Annotated in this window: 22 protein-coding genes and 1 pseudogene; 14 read left to right on the plus strand and 9 right to left on the minus strand. The window is 41.3% G+C overall.

Features of this window, described 5'->3' with window-relative positions; all coding sequences use genetic code 11:
- Positions 1 to 27: 27 nt before the first annotated feature.
- Positions 28 to 843: a bifunctional hydroxymethylpyrimidine kinase/phosphomethylpyrimidine kinase gene (gene thiD, locus BLT94_RS01090; protein ID WP_092229583.1), complete on the plus strand. Its 816-nt coding sequence runs from the start codon at positions 28 to 30 to the stop codon at positions 841 to 843.
- Between the two features lie 187 nt (positions 844 to 1,030).
- Here the strand turns inward: thiD and BLT94_RS01095 are convergent, their stop codons facing one another.
- Positions 1,031 to 1,516 (minus strand): DUF2058 family protein, encoded by a 486-nt coding sequence (locus tag BLT94_RS01095; protein ID WP_014956814.1) that lies wholly within the window; start codon positions 1,514 to 1,516, stop codon positions 1,031 to 1,033.
- Positions 1,517 to 1,842: 326 nt separating this feature from the next.
- Here BLT94_RS01095 and BLT94_RS01100 point away from each other — a divergent pair, with 326 nt between their 5' ends.
- The 5 genes and pseudogenes from BLT94_RS01100 (at position 1,843) to BLT94_RS01115 (ending at position 7,679) form a co-directional block, all read left to right on the plus strand.
- The gene (locus BLT94_RS01100) at positions 1,843 to 2,463 is read left to right on the plus strand and encodes a response regulator (protein ID WP_092229585.1); all 621 of its coding nucleotides are present in this window, start codon (positions 1,843 to 1,845) and stop codon (positions 2,461 to 2,463) included.
- A gap of 38 nt (positions 2,464 to 2,501) precedes the next feature.
- The gene (locus BLT94_RS01105; protein WP_092229586.1) at positions 2,502 to 5,954 is read left to right on the plus strand and encodes a response regulator; all 3,453 of its coding nucleotides are present in this window, start codon (positions 2,502 to 2,504) and stop codon (positions 5,952 to 5,954) included.
- Positions 5,954 to 6,841 carry a diguanylate cyclase gene (locus tag BLT94_RS01110; RefSeq protein ID WP_092229588.1) on the plus strand — a complete coding sequence of 296 codons (888 nt, stop codon included), beginning with the start codon at positions 5,954 to 5,956 and terminating at the stop codon, positions 6,839 to 6,841. The genes BLT94_RS01105 and BLT94_RS01110 overlap by 1 nt, the downstream gene beginning before the upstream one ends.
- A 67-nt stretch (positions 6,842 to 6,908) precedes the next feature.
- Positions 6,909 to 7,013: pseudogene (locus BLT94_RS22615) on the plus strand (hypothetical protein); the annotation flags it as partial.
- A gap of 21 nt (positions 7,014 to 7,034) precedes the next feature.
- Positions 7,035 to 7,679 (plus strand): peptidylprolyl isomerase, encoded by a 645-nt coding sequence (locus tag BLT94_RS01115; RefSeq protein WP_245742890.1) that lies wholly within the window; start codon positions 7,035 to 7,037, stop codon positions 7,677 to 7,679.
- Positions 7,680 to 7,853: 174 nt separating this feature from the next.
- Here the strand turns inward: BLT94_RS01115 and BLT94_RS01120 are convergent, their stop codons facing one another.
- From BLT94_RS01120 to arfB, 3 genes are all read right to left on the minus strand, one after another.
- Positions 7,854 to 8,768 carry a response regulator gene (locus BLT94_RS01120; RefSeq protein WP_092229591.1) on the minus strand — a complete coding sequence of 305 codons (915 nt, stop codon included), beginning with the start codon at positions 8,766 to 8,768 and terminating at the stop codon, positions 7,854 to 7,856.
- A gap of 228 nt (positions 8,769 to 8,996) precedes the next feature.
- Positions 8,997 to 9,749, minus strand: a complete 753-nt coding sequence (gene surE, locus BLT94_RS01125; protein ID WP_092229592.1) for a 5'/3'-nucleotidase SurE — start codon at positions 9,747 to 9,749, stop codon at positions 8,997 to 8,999.
- 24 nt (positions 9,750 to 9,773) lie between these two features.
- Complete coding sequence (arfB, locus tag BLT94_RS01130) at positions 9,774 to 10,187, minus strand: alternative ribosome rescue aminoacyl-tRNA hydrolase ArfB (protein ID WP_092229593.1); 414 nt, start codon at positions 10,185 to 10,187, stop codon at positions 9,774 to 9,776.
- A 394-nt stretch (positions 10,188 to 10,581) separates the two neighbouring features.
- Here arfB and BLT94_RS01135 point away from each other — a divergent pair, with 394 nt between their 5' ends.
- The 3 genes from BLT94_RS01135 to BLT94_RS01145 are packed head-to-tail and all read left to right on the plus strand — an operon-like array spanning position 10,582 to position 12,244.
- Positions 10,582 to 10,839 carry a hypothetical protein gene (locus BLT94_RS01135; RefSeq protein ID WP_092229595.1) on the plus strand — a complete coding sequence of 86 codons (258 nt, stop codon included), beginning with the start codon at positions 10,582 to 10,584 and terminating at the stop codon, positions 10,837 to 10,839.
- Positions 10,840 to 10,895: 56 nt separating this feature from the next.
- A complete protein-coding gene (locus BLT94_RS01140; protein ID WP_092229596.1) occupies positions 10,896 to 11,984 on the plus strand; it encodes a class I SAM-dependent methyltransferase in 1,089 nt (362 codons plus the stop codon).
- A gap of 38 nt (positions 11,985 to 12,022) precedes the next feature.
- On the plus strand, positions 12,023 to 12,244 hold the full coding sequence (locus BLT94_RS01145; protein WP_245742891.1) for a hypothetical protein: 222 nt from the start codon (positions 12,023 to 12,025) through the stop codon (positions 12,242 to 12,244).
- A gap of 89 nt (positions 12,245 to 12,333) precedes the next feature.
- Here the strand turns inward: BLT94_RS01145 and BLT94_RS01150 are convergent, their stop codons facing one another.
- The 3 genes from BLT94_RS01150 to BLT94_RS01160 form a co-directional block, all read right to left on the minus strand.
- On the minus strand, positions 12,334 to 13,629 hold the full coding sequence (locus tag BLT94_RS01150) for a thiamine pyrophosphate-dependent enzyme (RefSeq protein ID WP_092229600.1): 1,296 nt from the start codon (positions 13,627 to 13,629) through the stop codon (positions 12,334 to 12,336).
- Positions 13,610 to 14,737, minus strand: a complete 1,128-nt coding sequence (locus BLT94_RS01155; RefSeq protein WP_092229602.1) for a pyruvate flavodoxin/ferredoxin oxidoreductase — start codon at positions 14,735 to 14,737, stop codon at positions 13,610 to 13,612. The genes BLT94_RS01150 and BLT94_RS01155 overlap by 20 nt, the downstream gene beginning before the upstream one ends.
- Positions 14,738 to 14,815: 78 nt before the next feature.
- On the minus strand, positions 14,816 to 15,445 hold the full coding sequence (locus tag BLT94_RS01160) for a LysE family translocator (RefSeq protein ID WP_092229604.1): 630 nt from the start codon (positions 15,443 to 15,445) through the stop codon (positions 14,816 to 14,818).
- A gap of 613 nt (positions 15,446 to 16,058) precedes the next feature.
- Between BLT94_RS01160 and modA the strand changes: the two genes are divergently transcribed.
- From modA to BLT94_RS01175, 3 genes are read left to right on the plus strand one after another with little or no spacing between them, the layout of a single operon-like run.
- Positions 16,059 to 16,817 carry a molybdate ABC transporter substrate-binding protein gene (gene modA / locus BLT94_RS01165; protein ID WP_092229605.1) on the plus strand — a complete coding sequence of 253 codons (759 nt, stop codon included), beginning with the start codon at positions 16,059 to 16,061 and terminating at the stop codon, positions 16,815 to 16,817.
- A gap of 47 nt (positions 16,818 to 16,864) precedes the next feature.
- On the plus strand, positions 16,865 to 17,587 hold the full coding sequence (locus tag BLT94_RS01170; protein WP_245742918.1) for an ABC transporter permease: 723 nt from the start codon (positions 16,865 to 16,867) through the stop codon (positions 17,585 to 17,587).
- On the plus strand, positions 17,584 to 18,648 hold the full coding sequence (locus BLT94_RS01175; protein WP_092229609.1) for an ABC transporter ATP-binding protein: 1,065 nt from the start codon (positions 17,584 to 17,586) through the stop codon (positions 18,646 to 18,648). Before BLT94_RS01170 ends, BLT94_RS01175 begins: the two co-directional genes overlap by 4 nt.
- A 155-nt stretch (positions 18,649 to 18,803) precedes the next feature.
- On the opposite strand, the gene BLT94_RS01180 is transcribed toward BLT94_RS01175, so the two are convergent.
- Complete coding sequence (locus BLT94_RS01180; RefSeq protein WP_014956827.1) at positions 18,804 to 19,406, minus strand: PEP-CTERM sorting domain-containing protein; 603 nt, start codon at positions 19,404 to 19,406, stop codon at positions 18,804 to 18,806.
- Between the two features lie 404 nt (positions 19,407 to 19,810).
- Here BLT94_RS01180 and BLT94_RS01185 point away from each other — a divergent pair, with 404 nt between their 5' ends.
- Both BLT94_RS01185 and BLT94_RS01190 read left to right on the plus strand, forming a co-directional pair.
- Complete coding sequence (locus BLT94_RS01185) at positions 19,811 to 21,154, plus strand: sigma-54-dependent transcriptional regulator (protein ID WP_092229611.1); 1,344 nt, start codon at positions 19,811 to 19,813, stop codon at positions 21,152 to 21,154.
- 41 nt (positions 21,155 to 21,195) lie between these two features.
- A complete protein-coding gene (locus BLT94_RS01190; protein WP_139168957.1) occupies positions 21,196 to 21,774 on the plus strand; it encodes an archaemetzincin family Zn-dependent metalloprotease in 579 nt (192 codons plus the stop codon).
- Here the strand turns inward: BLT94_RS01190 and BLT94_RS01195 are convergent.
- The gene (locus BLT94_RS01195; RefSeq protein WP_092229615.1) at positions 21,755 to 22,690 is read right to left on the minus strand and encodes a glycine cleavage system protein H; all 936 of its coding nucleotides are present in this window, start codon (positions 22,688 to 22,690) and stop codon (positions 21,755 to 21,757) included. The two genes, BLT94_RS01190 and BLT94_RS01195, sit on opposite strands and share 20 nt — an antisense overlap.
- Positions 22,691 to 22,799: the final 109 nt, after the last annotated feature.

A 22,799-nucleotide genomic window follows, 5' to 3' on the forward strand; every position in this document is an offset into this window, starting at 1 on the left:
ATCCCTGTAAAAAAAGGAGAAAAGATTATGAAATCTTATTATAGAGCCTTGACCATAGCCGGATCGGACAGCGGAGGAGGTGCTGGTATCCAGGCTGATCTGAAGACATTTTCAGCTCTGGGCTGTTTTGGAATGTCGGCCATTACAGCCCTGACAGCCCAGAACACCCGGACAGTGACCGGTATTTTCCCGGTTCCTCCGGAATTTATCGGCCGGCAGATAGATGCGGTTATGGAAGACATTGGAACCAATGCCGTTAAAATCGGCATGCTTCATTCACCCGAGGTTATTGAAATTGTTGCCCGAAAACTGGTCCATTGGAAAACTTCCAATATCGTACTGGACCCTGTCATGATTTCCAAAAGCGGGGACAAGCTGCTTCGTGATGACGCAGTTAAGGCGTTGAAAAATGTTTTGATTCCAGGGGTGACAATCATCACTCCCAATCTGCCTGAAGCGTCCGTTCTTCTGGGTTGGGAGGTTACAACACGGGAAGACATGGACCGGGCCGCCATGGAACTTGCCACGCTGGGGTGTGACAATGTGTTGCTCAAGGGCGGACATCTTGACCATGAAGACAGCAGCGATCTTTTGTATCAAAAAAGTACGGATACCTTAACCACACTGCCGGGGTCACGCATTAACACCATTAACTCGCACGGGACCGGCTGCACATTGTCTTCAGCTCTCTGCGCCGGCCTTGCCAGGGGTATGGATATTGAAACAGCCGTGCAGAATGCCAAATCTTATATCACCGGAGCCCTTTTGGCCGGGATCGACTATAAAACAGGCAAGGGCCACGGCCCTGTCAATCATTTTTATAATATTTGGCCGGAGAAATAAAAAATAACTGGAAACTGTTGCTTTTGGGATGCTTGAAGCAAACTTTTAAACAACAATAGGCCTCTGGATCATTCCGGGGGCCTGTTTGTTGATCAGCTTGAATCTTGGGGCTATTATTTTTCAGGTTCTTTGAACAATATGAAAGAGCATTCAACCGGTTGGAATTATGTGTTTCCCATTATTTGTTTTAGCAGCTTGATTCGTCATGGTCGTTATATAATACAACCATATCACCATGATTGCGGCTTGTGATCTGTTCAGCCACCTTTGCAGGAACAATCTCGAAACAATCATCAAATTTGACAATGGCTAATTGTCCATGACAGAGCTTTTGGGATATTTTTTCGTTTACAAATAATCGTTTGATTTTTTTTCCTACGGTAAAGTAGTAGGACTCATCATAATCATCCAGATTTAATCGGTTTGTTTCAATGAGTTGCCTTACCTGTGCCAGGTTTTCACGTTCCTGCTTTTTTTTGTTGAGTTGCCGGTTGAGTTCTTGGCTGAGCTTTTCTTTGGCCAATTGTTCTTGCCGTGCTTTGTTTATTTCAGTAGGGGAGCCTTTTGCTTTGTTTTTCTTGCGGCCGACATGTTTCTCATGCTTGACCTTTTTAACCTGTTTTTTATTAACAAGTCCTGCTTTAAGCAGTTGGTCCTGAAATGATTTTCCCATGGTGTTATCCTCATCTTATTTGTTTTTGCTACAATAATATATCCAGGCACAGACATCAAATATTTAAAAATTAATGATTATTCAATTCTTGACAATCCCCTGTCTGTAAAATTTTCATATGAAAGTCTTCAAAAATCCAAACAGCGACTTTCATGTTTTGTTGTGGGCAAATCTGAGCGAAAGACCAGGTCTGCCCGTGGCAGTTATATGAAAGTCTTTAAAATTTTAACTTAGCCGGTTGATTTGTGGGCATTGTTGGGGCATTGACAAAGCTTATTTTTCTATCTTATAGTTATAAATTTATTTTACGGCTTAGGAGATTCATAATGAAACAAAAACCCACAATCCTGGCGGTAGACGATACTGAATTGAATCTGGATATTATGGTTCATATACTGAAAAATTACGATGTAATCCCTTCTGTCTCAGGTGAAGATGCGTTGCAGATACTAGCAGAAGAGGATGTGGATTTAATTCTTCTTGACGTTGTCATGCCTGATATGGATGGCTTTGAAATATGTAAAAAAATAAAACAAAATCCAAAGACAAAGGCTATTCCGATAATTTTTGTTACCGTTAAAAATTCCGAGCAGGATATTAAGCAATGTTTTGAATTCGGCGGAGTTGATTATGTGTCCAAGCCTTTTAACGCTATTGAACTTTTGTCCCGTGTCCAAACTCATCTGGCATTGATAGCATGCCGGGTGAATGTGTGTAAGAAGTTGGAAAAAATGGAACCCGACAGAGATCGACTGATAGGTGTTTTGCAAAATATCAGCAATGCAATATCAAATTTGAGTGATCTTAACACCACAGGCCTTAAAACAGCGAACAAGAATGACAATAATGTGGATCATAGCCGGGATATTAAATTGATATTTTCAAAGAGCAAGAAGCTTATCAACAGCATGAAGGAAAAAATAAATATTGAACTTAATGCGGGTTAAAGGCTTGTTCATAAAGGATTTGACAGGAGATATGACTGGTGCGGGCATGTTTTTATAATTTTAAACTTCGAAGCAAAATATTTGCTATATTTGCCGTGGCAATTATTTTTATTCTGCTGTCATTCATGATGTACTTGCCACAGGCTGGAAGGGCTGTTATTGAGCAGAGCAAAAAGGATCTGGTAGCAAGGACAACACTTACCGCAATTATGATAGAGTCTTTGCTGGATGATTTCATCAGCGTTATGGACCTTGATCAGCTTAAAACAAGCCTTGATAAAGCAAACGTGTCTGAATTCGAAGGCAGTTATATTTCAGTATGTGACATCCAAGGCAATCTTATCTATCACCCTGCTTTCTCAGAAAAAAATATCCTTTCATATCAGGACAAAAAAAACGGAAAGTATTTTATCAAAGAATTACTGGAATCAATCCGAGAAAGAAAATCCGGGCAGGATGTCAACGGTTGGCTGGAATATACATTTACACCGCGTGGCGGCAAAAGCAACAAGCCTGTTAACAAACTTATGTACTATACATATCTTTCACAGTATGAGTGGGTTATTTCAACCATTGTCAATAAAGACGATATTCTGAAAACATATAATGCCTTACTCGATCAATTGAAGGTGATTGCCACAATATTGCTTGTCATTCTGGCGGCACTGCCGGTTTTTTTGTCCCGATATATTATCAATAGAATCAGACATCTTGAGGGTGCTGCCAAAAAACTTTCCAATAATGAATACAATATAGAACTTGAAAAAAATGCAAATGATGAAATCGGGGATCTTGAAGAGGCATTTTCCCATGCTGCAAAAAAAATAAAGTCGCTTATTGAAGAACAAAAACATCTGAATGCACATTTGGAAGAGAATGTTAAAGAAAGGACAGAGGAGCTTTTAACTTCGCAAAAAGAACTGGAGTCCATTTTTACAAACACTCAGGTTGGCCTGGTTCTATTGCTTGAAGGTCGCAAAATTGGCAAATGCAATCAGCGGTTTGCAGATATTTTAGGGTATGATACACCCGAAGATATGGCGGGTATGAGCATGCTTGATATCCATTTGTCAGAAAAAAAATTCATTGAATTTGGTAAAAAATATTATCATAATCTCAGCCTGGGCAAACTGATTCAGGTTGAATATCAACTGAAAAGAAAAGACGGCAGTCCCGTTTGGAATACCATTTCCGGAAAGGCTCTTGACCATGAGACACCGCCGGACCTGGCCAAGGGTATTCTTTGGGTTTTTGATGACATATCCATTCGAAAACAGATGGAGGCGCAGGTGCTTGAGGCTATGGACAGAGCCGAAAAGGCGAGACTGGAAGCCGAAGAGGCCAATCTGTCAAAAAGTGATTTTCTGGCAAATATGAGCCATGAAATCCGCACCCCGATGAATGCCATAACCGGCATGACCTATCTTTTGAAGCAGACCGGCCTCGCCCCTCAGCAGAGTGACTATGTTATAAAGATTGAGAACTCTGCACACGTCTTGTTGGGTATCATCAACGATATCCTTGATATTTCCAAAATAGAAGCGGGAAAACTTGAACTTGAAGCTATCAATTTCAACCTTCATAAGGTTATTGAGAATGTAATAACACTCATTGAAATCAAAGTCGCACAAAAAAATATCGACTTTGTAGTTTCCTATGAGCATGGTTTGAATATGGAGCTTTATGGTGATCCGTTGCGGCTTAGTCAAATACTGACCAATCTGGTTAATAACGCCATAAAATTCACTGAAAAAGGAGAGGTTGGAATATACATTAAAAAATCAGCTGTTGACCGTTTCCACTTCGAGGTCCGGGATACGGGAATAGGCCTTACGGCGGAGCAACAGGAAAAACTGTTCCAGTCCTTTATTCAAGCGGATGCAAGTATTACTAGGAAATATGGGGGAACCGGTCTTGGACTTGCCATTTGCAGGTATTTGGTCGAAATGATGGATGGCCGAATCTGGGTGGAAAGTGAATACGGCAAGGGAAGTTCTTTTGTCTTTGAAGTAATGCTCCAAACCATGAAAAGCGAACCTGAAAAAACAAAACGCTTCAGTGACAAAAGAGTATTGATTGTGGATGATACACCTTCATGGCAAAACATATTACAAGGAATATTGCATCAATTCTCCATTCAAACGGATGTGGCTGCAAGCGGCGAGGAAGCCCTCTCAATCATAGATCAAAATAAGAAAAATTATGATTTGATACTTATGGACTGGCATCTGCCTGGAATAGACGGAATCGAAACAACCAGGATTATACGGAAACACCATAAAGCTGTTCCGCCAACCATTATTATGGTGTCTGCATATCGGCAGGAAACGCTTAAACATGCTGCTAAAAAACAGGGAATTGATCTTTTTTTGCAAAAACCGATAAATCCGTCTCTTTTATACAATATTGTCGTTGATATTTTCGGCTCCGGTATTGTAAGGGAAGATCAGGGTAAAATAAAGCAAACCTCGCTTAAGGATGAGCTTAAAACACTAAGGGGAAGCAATATCCTGCTTGTTGAAGACAATGATTTAAACCGGGAAATTATTCGAGGGATGTTGCTTCACAGTGGAATAATTATTGATGAGGCTCTAAATGGCGAAGAAGCGGTTAAAACATACCGGAACAACCCGGAAAAATTCGAACTTATATTAATGGATCTTCAAATGCCTGTAATGGATGGGTATGCGGCAACACAGGCAATACGCAAATTGAATAATGATATTCCGATTGTTGCCATCACGGCCAATGCCATGGCAAGAGATATTCAGAAGACAAAAGAATATGAGATGAACGATCATCTGAACAAACCCTTTGATGTTGAAAAATTTTTTGCATTGCTGCTCAAATACATTCCTAAAAAAATCAATAATCCGGTGCCGGATATAATGACTTGTGAAGAAATGTCGCAAAAAGAAATCAGCCTGTCTGATTTTAAATATATAGACACTCAAAACGGGTTGGATCGCATGATGGGTGATGTTGTTCTATATACAAAGATCCTGCGTTCATTTGCAGAAGACTATGACGGTATTGTTTCAAAACTCAGAACAATGATCTCAAAAGATTTGGATCAAGCAAAACGCATTATTCATACAATAAAAGGTTTGAGTGGAAATATCGGGGCGAAAATGTTGCATGAAATCGCCATAAAGCTTGATGAAAATTTGGTCCCGTCTCTTTTTGATCAGCTTGACACGCAAATGGCAAATGTTATCTGTGAAATAAAGAGCAGCACAATATACAAACAAACAAACAAACAATTTAATGATCCAAACGAGATTAGCCGGGAGCAAAGGGATATATTTATGCATGAACTGCTTGCGGCAATCAAACGACGAAGACCTCAACCGGTAAATTCTATTCTGGCTGAATTTGAAAAATTCCAGTTTAACTGTGCTGACGAAAATCTGATCGAAAAGATAAAATTTCTGGTGCAAAAATATAAATTTAAAGATGCCTTTGAAAAACTTGAGGAATATGTCCAATAATGACTGTTAAAAAAACAAAAAAAACGATTCTTGTAGTTGATGATACAGAAACAAATCTTGACATGATACTCGCAATTTTAAAAGAGTATGATGTGATACCTGTGACATCCGGAGAAGACGCGCTTTTGGTTTTAAAAGAAGAGAAAATTGACATGATTTTACTTGATATTCTCATGCCGGGTATGGATGGCTTTGAGGTTTGTAACGGGCTCAAAGCTGATGGTGAAACAAAAAATATCCCTGTTATTTTTATAACGGCTAAAAACGATGAAGATAGCATTGAAAAGGCTTATGAACTCGGAGGGGTTGATTATGTGACCAAGCCTTTCAGGCCAAGAGAGCTGATGGCCCGGGTAAAAACGCATCTTTGCATGCAGGAAATTATTGACAACTTGGGTTATCTTGCCACTCGAGACAGTCTTACCGGAGTTTATAATCGAAGAAAATTTTTTGAACTGGCTCAGTCAATGTACGAGCTTAACAAAGAAGGTGTTTTCAGTATAATGATTGATCTTGACCATTTCAAAAACATTAATGATCTTTATGGGCACCAGTCAGGTGATGTTGTTTTGAGAAGCATTACAAAAGCCATAAGTGATCTTTTACCCGAAGAATCCGTGTTTGGTCGTGTCGGTGGTGAGGAATTTGCCGTATTAGTTGTTGCGTCCAAACCTGACGAAGTAAAAAATTTAGTTGAAATAATCAGAATCACTGTCTCACAGCTTATTGTGTTAATTGGAGACAGTACCACAATTTCTTGTACTATAAGTTGTGGCATGGCCCAGAGGACAGAAGCCACCCTTTCGTTGGACGATTTGCTCAAAGAGGCTGACATTGCGTTATACCAAGCAAAAGGGGGAGGCCGTAACAGATCAATTTTTAGATAAGGTGCAAATTTATATGAAAGTCCTATAAAACTCAAATAGTGACTTTCATTATTGGTTTTTATCACAATATCCAGATGTTGATTGGATAAAATCAAAAGGGATGCGGGGTATTATTACACATCTTTATGCCGATATTAACTATGATTGGTTGCATGGTTTAATTATTGGATAATTTTAAATTATGGAGAAAAAAATGATTTCAGGTAAAAAAAAATTTATTGGTGTATTCGTTGTTCTATTTTTGTTTCTAATATCCTGCCCGGTATTTTCCCAGGATCTTCAGACCTGGGATCTCAAGAACGGATTATACGCACAATTTGATACCGACAAAGGCCTAATTCTGGCAGTTCTCTATTATGACCGGGTTCCCCTTACCGTAATTAATTTTGCCGGGCTTGCACAAGGAACAATCGCTTCCGACCAGGGTTCCTCAAAAAAATATTATGATGGCCTGATTTTTCACCGGGTGATCAAAGATTTTATGATTCAGGGCGGCGATCCTACCGGAACAGGCCGGGGCGGTCCGGGATATCAATTTCCCGACGAGTTTGTGGCCGGCTTGAGACATGATTATCCCGGAATCCTGTCAATGGCCAATGCAGGACCCGGAACCAACGGCAGCCAGTTTTTCATTACCCACAAGGCAACGCCCTGGCTTGATAATAAACATACGGTGTTTGGAAAAGTGATCACCGGTCAGGATGTGGTCAATAAAATTGAAAAAGGTGACAGGATCAATACTTTGACCATTATCAGGGTCGGCGAAAAGGCCAAGGCCTTTAAAGCAGATCAGGCAAGCTTTGATGCGGCTTTAAATAAAATTAAAGCAAGAAAATAAGTGTAATTGATAGGTTTCAGTTTTGCTGGACCAATGGGGTAAAGGTTCGCATGTTGGCGTTTTTATTGAATTTTTTTATGATCAAGGCATTGGCAGAAGCTCAATAACATAAACCTTACCTCCTAAATACTTTATGGTTATGACAGCGGCTGTATGCTCATTGAGCTGCAAGGATTATAATATATTCGATACCCTTTTTATAAGTTGGTCTGCTTCAACAGGTTTGATCAAATACCCTGATACATTAAGTGTTTTTGCAGTTATAATCTCATCTTTTCTTGAGCTTGAAGAAAGAATGATAAATTTTGCCTTGGGATGGAATTCTTTGATGTGGATGATGGATTCAAGCCCATTCATTTTCGGCATATTTATATCCATGAGCGTTAGATCGGGGTTGAATGTTTTATGAACCATAATCGCTTCTTCACCGTCGCCTGCTTCTTCGACTGTTGCACCTTCTTTTTTAAGAATTTTTGCAATGATTTTCCTCATAACCCTTGAATCTTCAACAATCAAAATTTTTTTATCTTTTATTTTATTTTCAATCTTGTTTGAAAGGTCTACTCTTAAAACAATTGAAAGGTCTACTTTTAAAATAATCTGTTCAACATCTTTACCATCGTCAGTACTTTCAGAGGTGTCGATTACATTCATTATGATTGTATAAGCTTGTAAGTTTTTTGAATCCTCGCTTTTATGCTTTCTTTTTAAAACAGGGATGCCGAATTTTACTTTGAGTCCAATTTTGTCCCACTCTGATATTGTACGGCCCACAACAATATTCAAAAATTCATTTAAAAGATCTATTGAGTCTTCACAAATTTCTTCAAATTTGCCGATACCGAGCCTTTCGGATATGGCCGATGAAAGATTCAGGGCGGCTTCTTCCTTTTCAAAAGATAAAATGAAATTACCATCCATATTCTTATCATAATCCGTGTAGGCTATCACATGAGCAAAAGGCAATTCTTTTGTTTGCTGTTCCGTTTTTTCTATATTGATATTTTTTATTTTCAATCGAGTCATTTGTTCGATTGTTTCTTTGCATGAATCCGATAATATGTTTAAATGGTTAGTAAATTGTGTCATAGTGTCTATCTTTCTTGAAAAAGTCTAATCCAAATTTCGAGTAAGGATATAGTATACTTTATGTTGTGGTTCAAGATAAATTAATATTGTCAGGCCTGATTCGTGTTTATGTTGAATGACTGCATGAATGACTTTGTGAATTAGAATGCTGAGCAAAAGTAACCGCTTATATCAGGCCCCCTCCGGGGCCGTGATTTTTTTATGCGTCGGAACACTGTCTTCGTTTTTTTAAGGCAATTGGAATGGTTCCAACTCAGCCAATACACTGTAGTTTGTGATATCGCATTGAACAGGTGTTATGGAGATATAGCCTTGCAATACCGCAGTGATATCTGAATCCGGTTCATCTGCTACCTGATCAATACGGCCATACCAGTAATAAGACCTGTTTTTAGGATCAACGCGCTTGTCAAATTGTTTGGAAAGATTATTAGATGCCTGCCGGGTGATTTTTACGCCTTTCACCTCATCCAATGGAATATCAGGTGCGTTGATATTCAGAAAGGTGCCTGAAGGAAGCCCGTTATCATACACCTTGTCAACTATATTGGCGATGAAGCGGGACATTCCTTGAAAATCAGGAGTCTTTCCTGTTTTTATGGAAACCGCAATGCTTAATATACCGTTTAAAGCGCCTTCCCTGGCAGCTGAAACCGTTCCTGAATAATTGATATCAACCCCTGTATTGCAGCCAGGATTGATCCCTGAAATAATCAGGTCCGGTGGCGTGGTGAAAAGGTCAAATAACCCCAGTTTAACACAGTCAGCAGGTGTTCCTGTAACCGCATATCCATCATCTCCGTCATTTAAGCGGACCGGGCTCATTCGTATGGGGTCATTAAGGGTGATACCGTGGCTCACGGCACTTTTTTCTCTGTCGGGTGCAATCAGAACAACCTTGTGATACGGCCGGAGTGATTCGTACAACACCTGAATTCCAGGAGCAGCGTAGCCGTCGTCATTTGTAAGAAGAATTTTCATTGATTTTCCTCTGCCTAAAGAAGATTAATAATCCACTTTTTTTCTCAATTTTTTGACCCTGCCGTTTTTTGTCTTGCTATCCAGGCGCTTTTCAACTGCTCCTTTTTTCGGTCTTGTTTTTTGTCGCTTCTTTTTTTTGACCAGAACGCTTTGCACAATTTTTTGTAAGCGGTTCAGTGCATCTTCCTTGTTTTTTTCCTGGGTCCGAAAAGTCTGGGCCTTGATTACCAGAACACCGGTTTTTGAAATTCTCTGGTCGCTGAGAGATAATAGCTTGTCTTTAACCTGATCCGGCAGACTGGAGGCTTGAATGTCAAAGCGAAGGTGAATCGCAGTGGAAACTTTGTTGACATTCTGGCCGCCTGATCCCTGTGCCCGTATGGCCTGGAACTGAATTTGCGCTTCCGGAATACTTATGTTGTCGTTTATTTTCAGCATTGCAGGTTCTCATTTGGTTGAAAAAAATATTAGATGGTTAATACGGTATAAAAATTTTGTGATCCTGTCAATGCGTAGAAAGGCCATCTTTAAAGACAGACCGGATACTTTCCGGGTTGTCGGTTTTATTTGAAAAGTATTTACATTGCCTGAAAAAGAATTATTTTTTAATGACAGACATTGGTGGTTTTGTTTGAATAACTGCTACGGGCAGACCTGATATTTCGTTTAGGATTTGCCTACAAAAAAGTATGAAAGTTTTGGTGTGAATTTTTTAAGATTTTCATATAATACACATGGCTGATTTGTCTGCCGCAATAAAAAACTAAACTTTATATTATTACAGTATGTTTGGTTTTATATAAAGATCATAAAGGCCGCAAGGAGGGAAAAAATGTATACTAAAAATCAACTTTGCGAAAAAATAAGATCCGTATATCCGGATATTGGTGAGTGCGGGATAGATCTGAATGTAGAGTATGATCAGGATAAAAAGGTATGGGTTGTACAACTGAACAAAGATAACCAGACCTTGAAGACCTATCTTGAACCGGAAGATGCAAATGTCTGCATGGAGGGCAAACAATGTATAGGTTTGGGGATGCAGATATACCAGCTCAGGGACAATATAAAACAGATGCGCGATTCATAAAACAAATAAAAGTGTGTTGTTGTTTTGACACATGAAAAAGCCAACAGAGAGGAAGGATGCCGGATAAAAAAAAGCAGGATTTCAATCGGAAAATGGTGGATATTTTAAACTATGGGGCACTTAACCTGGCCATGGGAATCGGATATAAAACAGGGCTGTTTGATGTGATGGACACTATGGGGGCTCCTGCATCAGTAAAGCAAATTGCCGGCAGTGCAAATCTGAATGAACGATATGTTTCAGAATGGCTGGGAGTGATGGTGACCGGACAGATTGTGCATATTGTTTCACAAGCATCCGGGGAAACGGCATATTCTTTGCCGGCAGAACATGCCGCCTGCCTTACAAGGCGCGCAGGTGATGCAAATTTAGGCGTGTATTCTCAGGAAATTCCATTGCTGACCCAATGCGCTTTGGAGCAAGTTGAAAAGGGGTTCTCATCCGGTGAAGGCGTGCCTTTTTCATGTTATCCAAAGTTCCAGTCATTCATGGCAGAGCTTTCCAATGCCAAACATGAACAGGTTCTGGTGGATAAGTTTTTACCTGGAGTGGATAATGGAAGGCTTGTGGATGACCTTGAAAGAGGTATAGCTGTATGTGACATAGGCTGTGGTGAAGGGGTTGCACTGAACCTGATGGCACAACATTTTCCTAAATCAGATTTTATTGGAATCGATACCCATGAAGCTGCCATTGAAACAGCCCGGACAACTGCTGTTGAGCAGGGATTGAAAAATGTGACGTATCTGATACAGGATGCCGCCCGGATTGAAGGAAATTCTGAATTTCAAGAACGCTTTGATTATATCACGGCCTTTGATTCCATACATGATCAGACAAAACCATTGGATGCCTTGAAAGGAGTTCGGTATATGCTTTCCGGCAACGGCAGGTTTTCCATGGTGGACATTGATGCGGGCAGCGACCATGCCAAAAATTTAAATCATCCCATGGGGCCTTTTTTGTATACGGTAAGCTTGATGCATTGCATGCCGGTGGGGCTTGTTGATGGCGGTACGGGCCTTGGCATGATGTGGGGAAGGCAAAAGGCCGTTCAGATGTTGAATAGGGCAGGGTTTGAAAAGGTTGATGTGATTGAGATGGAACATGATCCTTTTAATGTGCATTATTTTGCTAATAAGTAATTCATTACACAAAACTGATCTGCATGGGAAGAGCCATTATGATTCCTGGATTTTTAGGTGCCAATATCAAAGGTGCCATCTATCCTGAGCGCCGGGCTGCTATAAACGGTAACTGGAATGAATTGTCAAAAACCGTTCTGCAAGTTGGAAAGACAGCGGATGAAATTTTTGCAGGCAATAGGGAAACAGCTCGTGAAACCGGTATTCCCCATGTGTCTGATGTCAATAATGAAAGTGCAAAAAAGATCTTAAATTCATAAATTTATGATGTGAATTTGAATAAACAGGGCCTTGTCTTTTTGTTTTTTTGACAGCTTTTTATCAGTTTTTTTGTTAAGGCAAGGCCCTGTTATGCATTGAATATTTTTTCAATGGTTTCCATTGCGGTCAGATATCGGTTTTTATTGAAACAGAACTTTAATGCGTGAATCAGCATCTCTTTGTTGACGGCTTTTTCTTTTTTTGCCATTACTCCAAGGGAGGCAATAGCCCAGTCCTGTTTTTTTATTTTCAGTTTCCTGAAGTCGATTTCAACAATTTCCCCATGGGTTTGGGGAATTGAGACCTTTTTTTCTTTTAATACAAAAGTATCCGGTTTCAGGGATGCAAATATTTTGTTTCTTCGCTGTACCCCTTCATCACTCAATGCAAGGACAACACAAGGCGATTCAATGCCTGGGTAGTCTATTTTATCGGGTGAAATAATGATCTCACTGACAGACGGCCCCCTGAGAACGGTGACATTATGGTCGTTTTTTATTGACACGTTCATGCCTGCACAAAGCCCTGCATGACCGACAATATCTCCTGCAGTTACGATCCGCATGCCGGCACTGCCCAGAATAACCACTTCCTGGTGTTGATAATTTCCAAGATGGATTTTTTTTTCTATGGTTGCTGCCTCGGGGAAAATGGTTTTTTCTTTGGCAAGTTCCCGGTAGCGGTCTCCATATTCAGGTCTTTGGTTTTTTTCAATCCTGCCGGATGGTTCAGGAAACTCTTTGATCATCTGATCAAGTGAGGCTGGGGTCAGCGGATTTTTTTTTGTATAACGGCCCGTACATATTCCAAGAGTTTCAATGATGGAAAACCCATGGTGTTCAATGGCTTTACAGATTTTCCCGGACAAGTCTGCATCATACCCCGAACATCTGTCAACATAAGTGGCACCTGCACTTTGGGCAATTGTGCAGATATCCAGTGGAATTTCAGCTTGATTGAGAAATTCCGATCCCACCACTGCTTCTGTCGGGGTAGTGACGGAATATTGCCCGCCGGTCATGCCAAAGTTGAAATTGTTGAGAATGATCAGGGTCAGATCCAGGTTCCGTCTGCATGCTGCCAGAACATGGGTACCTCCGATTATAAGACCGCCGTCTCCCATTGTGACAATAACGTTAAGGTCGGGGTCGGCAAGTTTAAGACCGGTCGCATAGGTCAGGGCACGACCGTGAATGCCGTGAAGAGCGTGTGTGTTAAAAAAAGTATCAAAAAGACCGGAACAGCCGATATCAGAAACAATAACGGTTTGGTTTGCCGGAAGGTTTAAATCGGTCAGGGCTTTATCAAGTCCTTTGGTGATTTTTTCATGCGTGCATCCGGGGCAATAGACAGGGGGACGGTTTTTATTTAAAAAGCGACTCATTTTCAATGACCTCCATGATTTTTGACGGCGTGATCAGTTGGCCGTTCATCTGGCCGTAAAATCCTATCTTTTTGTCACAAAGCACCCGCTGGATTTCCTTTACATATTGGCCCAGGTTCATCTCAATGACTGCAATGCGGGTAAAGGGTTTGGCTTTTTTTATCAAAAGATCTTCGGGCACCGGCCAAAGGCTTTTTAAAGTAAGTGTTGAGACGGCTTTGTCTTTTTTTTCAAGGCGTTTTGCAGCATTTTTCACCGAACGTGACGTAATGCCGTAGCTGATGACCAGTGTGTCTGATGTTTTTTTGATATTCTCTTCAAACAGTGTGATTCTGTTCCGGGCTTTGTGAATTTTTTTTCTCAGCCGCGCCTGGTTTTGAGCAATTACATCCGGGTCAATGGTGAGATAGCCGTCAGGGCCATGGGTTGAGGATGTCTGCCTGACAATGATTTTGCCTCCAATTGGAAGAAATGGTGGGGCTGCATCTGGTTTAGCCTCAAAAGGCAGATAGGTGCTTTCTGAAAATAGGTTTCGTTCCACAATCTTCGGAAGGGTTATCGACTCAAGATCAATACTTTGCTTTGTCATGCCGATTTCCTTGTTGGAGGCAATAAAAACAGGACACCGGAATTCTTCGGCATAATTAAATGCATGGACGACAAGAATATAGCAGTCCTTGGCATCTGCGGGCACAAGAACGATCATTGGAACACCGCCTGAGTTTCCCCACCTTAAAAATTGAATGTCACCGTCAGCCCCTCTGGTTGCCGAACCTGTTGACGGGCCAAGTCGCTGCACATCTGCAATCACCAGGGGAATTTCACTGCCAATGGCAAATGAAATCTGCTCGCTGTAAAGACTGATGCCGGGGCCGGATGTTGCGGTGAGTGCCTTTTTACCTGCCATGGCCGCACCAATGCAATATCCCATTGAGGCGATTTCGTCTTCTGCCTGTACACAGATACCTCCTTTGGGGGGCAGCATTTTCAGCATGTTGTTTAAGATTGTCGTTGCCGGTGTGATCGGATACCCGGCAAAAAAATTACATCCGGCTGCAATGGCTCCCCTTGCAAGAGTTTCATTTCCGTCCATAAATGATATTGCCATATTGTCCTCCACAGGTTTTAATATAGCTGTTCTTCAATGTTCGAGGTCAGCCACTCTGATTCACAATTGCCATGGGATTTATTTGTTGCTTGCAGCAAGACCAATTGCTGCCCCAATAAAAGTGCTGCCAATAATTCTTTTTATATGTTTTCCCGCCATATCTTTGGAAAATAGTGATACAATTTTTTGACCGCATATTGCATAAATCATAAAACAGGAAAATGCTATAAAAGTGCAAATAGTCATAAGCACGCAGAATTGATAGAAATAGGCCATACCAGGATCAATAAATTGAGGAAAGACTGCAGTGAAAAATACAATTGCTTTGGGATTGCCAGCGGTCACAAAGGCGGCTTGCAGATACATCCCGGTCAAAGAATTTTTTTTCGTGGAACGGTTGAGGTTTCTTGTAGATAATGACATTTCTGATGAGCATAATATGCTGATTCCCATATAGAGAAGGTATGCTGCCCCTGCCCATTTGATGAGTTGAAACGCAGTTTCGGAAGCCATTAAAATTGTTCCCAGACCTGCAATGGAAATAGATGCTTGAATGAATGTAATTGTTACATTGCCCATGGCTGACGCCATGCTTTTTTTGGCTCCGTAATGTATGCCGTGAGTTAAAGCCAGCAACATGCTTGGACCTGGTATTATTGACGCAATAAATACAGTCATTGAAAACATCATTATGAAATTAAAAGACATATTATAAATCCTTGTTCATGGTGATTATTATTTTGATCATCTTATACATATAATACAAACATCTCTTTGTATGATCGTAGAATGTTTTTCTTGATTTAACAACCACTAAGCAAGGAAAGTGTTGATTATTGTTTGTATTAAAGAAATGAAAATTGCTTATATGATTTTTTCAGACTTTTATGTATTGCCTTATTATTAAGCCATACTGTTGTTCGGCAAGTTGCAAAAAATGCCGCCTCTATTTGTCGTTTTATCGGTTGAAGGATTCAAAGTATTAAGGATGTTTTTATTTGATGGTTGTGAATGGATCGTCAAGGGTTTGCTGGTTTATAAGGAGAGCCGATCCTAAGCTTTTGTTGATTAAGGTGGGTATTGGTTTGGATTGGCCTTGATTTTATTTGCTTTTTTGTAATTGCCTTGACATGCCAAATACAAACCAATATAAACTTTGCATGCTTTCAAGAGTAAGCAAAGACATGGGATTTGGATAAGATAGTCTTAAAAAAGCAAGGAGCGTCTGCCTCGGGGGAGGTTGATTCTGGTACGGCTGTTTTGCTTTTTTTGCAAAAGGTATGGAATAAAATAAAAAGCAATTTGAATTCAGGAGGTTGAAATGCGCAAACTCATTTTCATTTTTGTAATTCTGCTGGTTTTTGCGGGAAACAGCTATGCTGCTGATCTTGTTGTTTTCAGTGGTGCGGGACTCATAAAACCCATGGAAGAGATGAGAAAGAATTTTGAAAAACAAAATAATATACAGGTGGATATCCATTACGGCAGTTCAGGTGAAATATTTGGAATGCTTGCGGCGGGTCAGCCTTGCGATGTGTTGATTCCAGGTGCAGCCAAATATACTGATGATGCCCTGAAAAACGGCTGGGTAATCAAGGAAACCATTCATAATCTGGTTCTTCATGTGCCGGTTATTGCCGTGCCCAAGGGAAATCCAGCAGATATAAGGGGTTTTGAAGACCTGGCCAGGCCGGGCATCAAGGTTGCCATTGGTGATCCAAAGGCCCCGGCCATAGGGCGGGTGGCCAAAAAGATGCTGACAAAGGCCGGATTATGGGAAAAGGTTCAACCCAATATTGAGGTGTATGCTCCTACTGTTAACCAGTTGCTGATCTATGTGGCCTTGAAACAGGTCGATGCGGCTGTTATATGGGGAGATCTGACCGCTTGGGCCGAGGGTAAAGGCAAACTTGAAGTCATACCCATTGAAACAAAATACAATATGATTAAAACCATTCCCACAGCGGTTTGCTCAAAGACGGCTCACATGGAAAAAGCCATGGCCTTTAATGCCTATGTGGCATCAAAACAGGGCGGTCAGATTTGGCAAAATTGGGGTTTCAAACCTTGCGAAGAATAAATTATTTCCGGATTTCGTTTATTTTTCTTACCCAATTTATTACCCTGGTGCTGGTTTTGGCAATCGGATCACTGTTTGTCGTGCCTGAATTCAAAGACATCTGGCAAAATCTGTGGAGTGAGGAGATGATGTTTTCCCTGAAGCTTTCCATGGGAACGGGTTTGATATCAACGATTATGGTCATGGGTTTTGCTCTTCCCATTGGTTATACCTTGTCCCGGTTTGAGTTTTTCGGCAAAGGGTTTGTCAAGACTATCATTGATCTGCCCGTGGCATTCCCGGAACTTGTTTTGGGACTTTGCCTGCTTCTGCTTTTTGGCAACAGCTTTGTCAGCAGGTGTATGGAAATGATCGGGTTGAAATTTGTTTTTACCAAACAGGGAGTTGTGGCGGCACAGTTTTTCACAGCCCTTCCTTATGCCAGCCGTATCATGAAATCAACGTTTGACTATATTGATCCGCGTCTGGAATTTGTTTCCCGTTCTCTGGGGTATTCCATGTTTCAAACTTTTATCAATGTTTCTCTTCCTCTTGCAAAAAACGGATGTCTTGCCGCCACAGTGATTTCTTTTGCCAGATGCATCGGAACCTTTGGCACGGTTCTGATTCTGGCCGGAGGCTCCTACATGAAGACAGAAGTTCTTCCCGTTACCCTTTACCTGAATATTTCTTACGGCAATATGGGTATGGCGCTTACAAGCGGAATTGTTTTGATGGTGGTCTCTTTTGCAGCGATTTATATTTTTGAAAGAGCAGAGGTAGGGTTTTGACATTACTTGAGATTGAAAATCTGCATATTCATCTGGGGGAATTTTATCTTCAGGGGATCTCCTTTTCACTGGAAAAAGGAGATTATCTGAGTATCATAGGCCCGACAGGTTCGGGCAAGACCATTTTGCTGGAAAGCATTGTTGGTTTCTGGGCAACGGATAAAGGCCGGATTATCGTTGAAGGAGAGGATCTGACTCATGAATTGCCGGAACGAAGGCGGATCGGTATCGTATATCAGGATTATGCACTGCTTCCGCATTTTACGGTGTTTAAGAATATTGCTTATGGCCTGAAAAAGATTCAAAAGCATGGGATCAAAGAAAAAATAAAGGATCTGGCGACCTCCCTGAATATAGGTCATCTTCTTCACCGCAAACCAGATACGCTTTCAGGCGGGGAACAGCAGCGGGTCGCACTTGCAAGAGCGCTTGCAGTGGAGCCAAGGCTTCTGCTTATGGACGAACCGTTTTCCGCCCTGGATCTTCAGACCCGGAACGAGGCCCGGCGTCTTCTGAAACAGGCGATTCAAGATCGGGGGACAACAGTCATACACATTACCCACGATCTTGAAGATGCCTGGGCCCTGGCCAACAAGATCGCTGTCATAAAGAACGGTCATTTGATCCAGTTTGGTGCGATGGAAGAAATCTTTCATCGGCCGAACTCACAGTTTATTGCGGATTTTGTAGGGGTAAACATCCTTGACGGGCAAGTCATTCAAAGCTCATTAGGGATGAGTACCGTCCGTGTGAACGGCTTTGAGTTGATGTCCCGGGACGAGGCCCCTGTCGGATCACGGGTGAAAGTGGCTATCAGGCCCGAGAATATCGTTGTTCTCAAAGCCCCTCCCGGCCTGGAGTATGCAAAGAACATACTGAAAACAACCCTGACGCAGGTTGTCAATCAGGGAAATACCTGTCTGCTGCATTTGAAATCCCAAGAGACCTTTATCAAGGTTCTGGTTACCCATAACGCCTTGGAAATGAATGCTTTTTGTGAAGGCAACGATGCATACGCAATTGTCCGGCAGGATGATGTCAGGATTATTCCTGAGTCCTGAAGCACAGGACATTGATCGAAAAGATTAAATGAAATAAGGAATTTATTTTTTTAACGATATAAGTTGGCGGCTTGGGTTGATGCAGGTATTGGACGTATAAAAAAATTAAGGGCAAAAATTTTTTGATGCGGTTTTGCCCATTTATATTTTGATATTTACGAGACTTTATGTGTACTTTTTTTTCTGCTGATACCTGCAAGGGCTAAAAGACCAAAACCGAAGAGCATCAGTGTTGACGGTTCAGGCGCATGGTTCCCATGCATGTCGGTATACACACCAAATATTTTAACATCTGAAACCATAATATCCCAATCCTTGTTTTTATGTCCATCGTTGAAGTCCTTGAATTCTACTTTGAATATGGACGGTGTTGTGACAAGATCAAGAAGGTTTGTGTCTATCACCCAAGAACCATTGTCCATCTCCCAGTCACCAAACAGTAGGTTATCATTTATGTATATATCTATATATTCATAGAAGTTTGGGTTATTATCCTTTAAATCTTCGCTTATTGTCCAACATAAAAACGCAGAACTAATTACATCGTTGCCGTCAACGTCTCCTTCGGACAATGTGTCATTGATCAAATCAAAGTTCCATGTATGGGATTTTGACTCATTTCCCCCTGCGTTAAAAATTACATCCTGGGAGTCAAGATCAAGATAAGAGAGGTAAGGGGCAGCATACGGGGATGCAGATGCTGAAGTGGTTAAAATAAATGTCAGTCCTGTTAATAATAACAATAAAAAATTTTTCATGATCTATCCTTTTTGTTTTAAAACAGATTAAATTATTTCCGGAATACCTTAATTGATTATTTTATTTGCAATTTCGTGAAATACGTATGTCTTTGTCCATCCAAAAAAGCAATCTTTGTACCATATGGTAAAACAAAGATTTTTTGTATGAATTATATCACTATTTCAATATGTTGGTTAATGGAAGATCAAATATTTTAATAAGCTTGCCTGAATAGAGTTGATACTATTTTTACATGATTTTAATACAATTTTTATCCAAGTTAAGAATTTTTTTTACATACTTTAAAAATCAAGCAGCATAAAAGGAATTGTCAATATTTTCGTAATAACTTTTGTTTCTGTGAAAAATTCTTTATAATTCGAACATCCCTTACAAAAAGAATTAATCCGGAGACAATCTAATGGAACAGGTCAGGATTCTGGTGGTGGATGATGAACTGGTGATCCGCGAATCTCTTGCCGGCTGGCTGAAAAGAGACGGGCACCATGTTTGTACCGTTGAAAGCGGGGAACAGGCTCTTGATATATTAAAAAACCAAAGTTTTGATATCCTGCTTTTAGATATTCAGCTGGACGGGATCAGCGGCCTGGAAGTTCTTACCCATGTTAAAGAAGAATATGAGGATATTGACGTGATCATGATCACGGCATTTGGAACTGTTCCATCTGCGGTTCAGGCCATGAAATCTCATGCCTTTGATTATATTTTAAAGCCTTTTGATCCGAATGAACTGGGGGTTTTGATCGAAAAACTGGTGGCTCACCGGGCACAGAAAAAGGAAAATATTTTCTTAAAAGAGGAATACGAAAACCTTACCCGGTTTGAGAGCATGATCGGCCAGTCAAAACCAATGCAGGAAGTTTTCAGGCTTATTCAGGATATACGGGACGTTGAGTCTTCGGTTCTGATTACCGGTGAAACAGGTTCAGGCAAAGGCCTGGCTGCCAAGGCCATTCACTGCAACAGCCCTGTCAAGGATGGTCCTTTTGTGAGTGTGAATTGCGGTGCCATCCCTAAGCATATCATGGAAAGTGAGTTGTTCGGCCACCGCAGGGGCGCATTTACAGATGCCAAGGAAACTAGGAAGGGACGGCTGGAGCTGGCAGCCGGGGGAACTCTTTTTCTGGATGAAATCGGTGAAATCAGCATGCGTATGCAGATTGATTTGCTTCAGGTGCTGGAGGATAAGATTTTTTACAAAGTAGGGGGAACCCAGCCTATTACGGCAAGTTTCAGGGTGATTGCCGCAACCAACGCAGATCTTGAGCAGGCCATCCGAAACCGGACTTTTCGGGAAGATCTTTATTACCGCCTTAATGTGATCTGTTTTACCATGCCGCCCCTCCGGGATCGGAAAGAAGACATCCCTCTTCTGGCAGAGCATTTTTTACACCAGTTTACACGGGAGGTCAACCGGGGGGTGGAACGGATCAGTCGGGATGCCATGGACGAGCTGATGCTTTATGAATGGCCTGGAAATGTCCGGGAATTGTCCAATGCCATTGAACGGGCAGTTGTGGTTTGCAGGACCGGAACTATAACCCCTCGTGATCTTCCCATTGGTGCGTCGCTGGAAGATGAACTTAAAACCAGGTATTTTTCTTTGAATGATATGGAAAAACAGCATATTCATAAAATTCTGGAACAGACCGGCTGGAATATTTCCAAAAGCGCTGTCATTCTTGGTATTGACAGGTCGACTCTTTACAATAAAATCAAACGATACGAATTGAAACCGGATTGAACCGCGTGAGTTTAAACCCATATGATATAAATCCAGATTTTATGAAACCAGATCATATTAACTCAGATCATATGAATTCATATGGGGTCATTATAATTTCACCAGTGGGGGATATCCCCTCATGGATCACTGCTGTCATTGCCGAAAGGGTCAAGGAGATCTTCAGGTTTGAGACGCGGGTATCTGTCCTGCTGGAGGATATTTTTTTTGCCTATGACCGGGATAGGGACCAGTATTATTCTACCCGGATTTTAGAGGAACTGGCGACCAGGATGCCGGAGGATTGCATAAAGCTTCTGGCAGTGACACAAGAGGATCTGTTTATCCCCATTTTAACTCATGTATATGGGGAAGCTCAACTGGGGGGGAGAACCAGCATTATATCCCTTTCCAGGCTTATGGAATATCCAAATTCCGGGTCCAGGGAAAAGAGCCGCTGCAGAATTGTCAAGGAAGCGGTTCATGAACTGGGACATACTTTTGATCTCCGGCATTGTGAAGATGAGCATTGTATGATGCACTATTGCCGCAAGCTTGAGGATGTGGATCATAAATCAGATCGTTTCTGCCGGTATTGCAAAATTTTTCTGTCCGATTCTATCAAGTCCCTTGGGGTATGAATCGTTTCAGCAAATCTTCCCAGGATACGCCGGGAAGATTGCCAAAAAGATCCGACACAAAACTGCCGCCGTCAGCCGCCTTGGCCTGGGTTTCTTCCTCAATAAATGCGGTCAGCCGTTTGACTTCTTGTCCCATGAATCCCTTTGAAGACTTCATGAACATCAATTGTTTCAAATCTTGTTTCAAATCGGGGCAATAAAGCATAAACAGCCAGCCGTCCGTATAGGGTGACTGGTTGATCAGACCAGGTTTTTTTTTGACCTTTGCATTCACTTGTGTGATAACCCCGTTGACAGGAGAAAGAAAATCGACCTTGTGTTTCTGCCTTGACAGGGTGACAGCCGGCAGCCCCTGTTTAAGCTGCTTTCCCATCAAGGGATCGGCAAATGTGTCAAATTTTCCCAACAGCCTGCAGGCAAAATCATCAATGCCTGCGCGAACCATGCCCTGTCCTTCCAGTTTAATCCAGGTGTGTCCAGAGTGAAGATAGTATCCTGTCGGCAGACAAATTCCGTTGATATCATCAAATGCCACCGGTTTTAAGACAGTATGTACCGTGAACTGGTCATGAAAATACTGGTCAAATTCACAATCCGTACAGTGATAGGACTTGGGACAGGTTTTAAATTCAATATGACCTTTCATGTGATGGACACAGGGCCGTCCGGCAAGGGGCATCTGTCTGAGCCGGTCTTTCCAGAAAATAAAGTTTTCCCGTTTGCTTTTAATGGTTTTGATTTTTTGGGGACTGGTTTTATTTTGCCTGATTTTATTTTTACGGCAGACTCTGGTCATTGCCCGGTCAAATTGGCAGGTAATACAGCAAAAATTTTTATAACAGTGTTTTTTAGGAACCACACCTGCCTGCATCCAGAGGCAGTCCGGTAGGCTTGCTTGTTTTAATGCAATCTTCATGGATACCACCCATTATTTGTTTTTATGAGAAAGTCCTGAAAAATTAATACAGCGACTTTAAATTTTTGTTGTGTACCACTCAGGATGAAACACCAGGTTTGCTCATGGC

The sequence above is a fragment of the Desulfobacula phenolica genome (assembly GCF_900105645.1).
In the GTDB taxonomy this organism is placed as follows: domain Bacteria; phylum Desulfobacterota; class Desulfobacteria; order Desulfobacterales; family Desulfobacteraceae; genus Desulfobacula; species Desulfobacula toluolica.

Excerpts from the sequence above, each read along its gene's own strand:
- BLT94_RS01195 (WP_092229615.1), bottom strand. The coding sequence starts at position 22,690 with ATGAAGATTGCATTAAAACAAGCAAGCCTACCGGACTGCCTCTGGATG.
- BLT94_RS01190 (WP_139168957.1), top strand. The coding sequence starts at position 21,196 with ATGAAACCAGATCATATTAACTCAGATCATATGAATTCATATGGGGTC.
- BLT94_RS01100 (WP_092229585.1), top strand. The coding sequence starts at position 1,843 with ATGAAACAAAAACCCACAATCCTGGCGGTAGACGATACTGAATTGAAT.
- surE (WP_092229592.1), bottom strand. The coding sequence starts at position 9,749 with ATGAAAATTCTTCTTACAAATGACGACGGCTACGCTGCTCCTGGAATT.
- BLT94_RS01120 (WP_092229591.1), bottom strand. The coding sequence starts at position 8,768 with ATGACACAATTTACTAACCATTTAAACATATTATCGGATTCATGCAAA.
- BLT94_RS01185 (WP_092229611.1), top strand. The coding sequence starts at position 19,811 with ATGGAACAGGTCAGGATTCTGGTGGTGGATGATGAACTGGTGATCCGC.
- thiD (WP_092229583.1), top strand. The coding sequence starts at position 28 with ATGAAATCTTATTATAGAGCCTTGACCATAGCCGGATCGGACAGCGGA.
- BLT94_RS01110 (WP_092229588.1), top strand. The coding sequence starts at position 5,954 with ATGACTGTTAAAAAAACAAAAAAAACGATTCTTGTAGTTGATGATACA.
- BLT94_RS01150 (WP_092229600.1), bottom strand. The coding sequence starts at position 13,629 with ATGAGTCGCTTTTTAAATAAAAACCGTCCCCCTGTCTATTGCCCCGGA.
- BLT94_RS01160 (WP_092229604.1), bottom strand. The coding sequence starts at position 15,445 with ATGTCTTTTAATTTCATAATGATGTTTTCAATGACTGTATTTATTGCG.
- BLT94_RS01095 (WP_014956814.1), bottom strand. The coding sequence starts at position 1,516 with ATGGGAAAATCATTTCAGGACCAACTGCTTAAAGCAGGACTTGTTAAT.
- BLT94_RS01180 (WP_014956827.1), bottom strand. The coding sequence starts at position 19,406 with ATGAAAAATTTTTTATTGTTATTATTAACAGGACTGACATTTATTTTA.
- arfB (WP_092229593.1), bottom strand. The coding sequence starts at position 10,187 with ATGCTGAAAATAAACGACAACATAAGTATTCCGGAAGCGCAAATTCAG.
- BLT94_RS01155 (WP_092229602.1), bottom strand. The coding sequence starts at position 14,737 with ATGGCAATATCATTTATGGACGGAAATGAAACTCTTGCAAGGGGAGCC.
- BLT94_RS01140 (WP_092229596.1), top strand. The coding sequence starts at position 10,896 with ATGCCGGATAAAAAAAAGCAGGATTTCAATCGGAAAATGGTGGATATT.
- modA (WP_092229605.1), top strand. The coding sequence starts at position 16,059 with ATGCGCAAACTCATTTTCATTTTTGTAATTCTGCTGGTTTTTGCGGGA.
- BLT94_RS01115 (WP_245742890.1), top strand. The coding sequence starts at position 7,035 with ATGATTTCAGGTAAAAAAAAATTTATTGGTGTATTCGTTGTTCTATTT.
- BLT94_RS01135 (WP_092229595.1), top strand. The coding sequence starts at position 10,582 with ATGTATACTAAAAATCAACTTTGCGAAAAAATAAGATCCGTATATCCG.
- BLT94_RS01145 (WP_245742891.1), top strand. The coding sequence starts at position 12,023 with ATGATTCCTGGATTTTTAGGTGCCAATATCAAAGGTGCCATCTATCCT.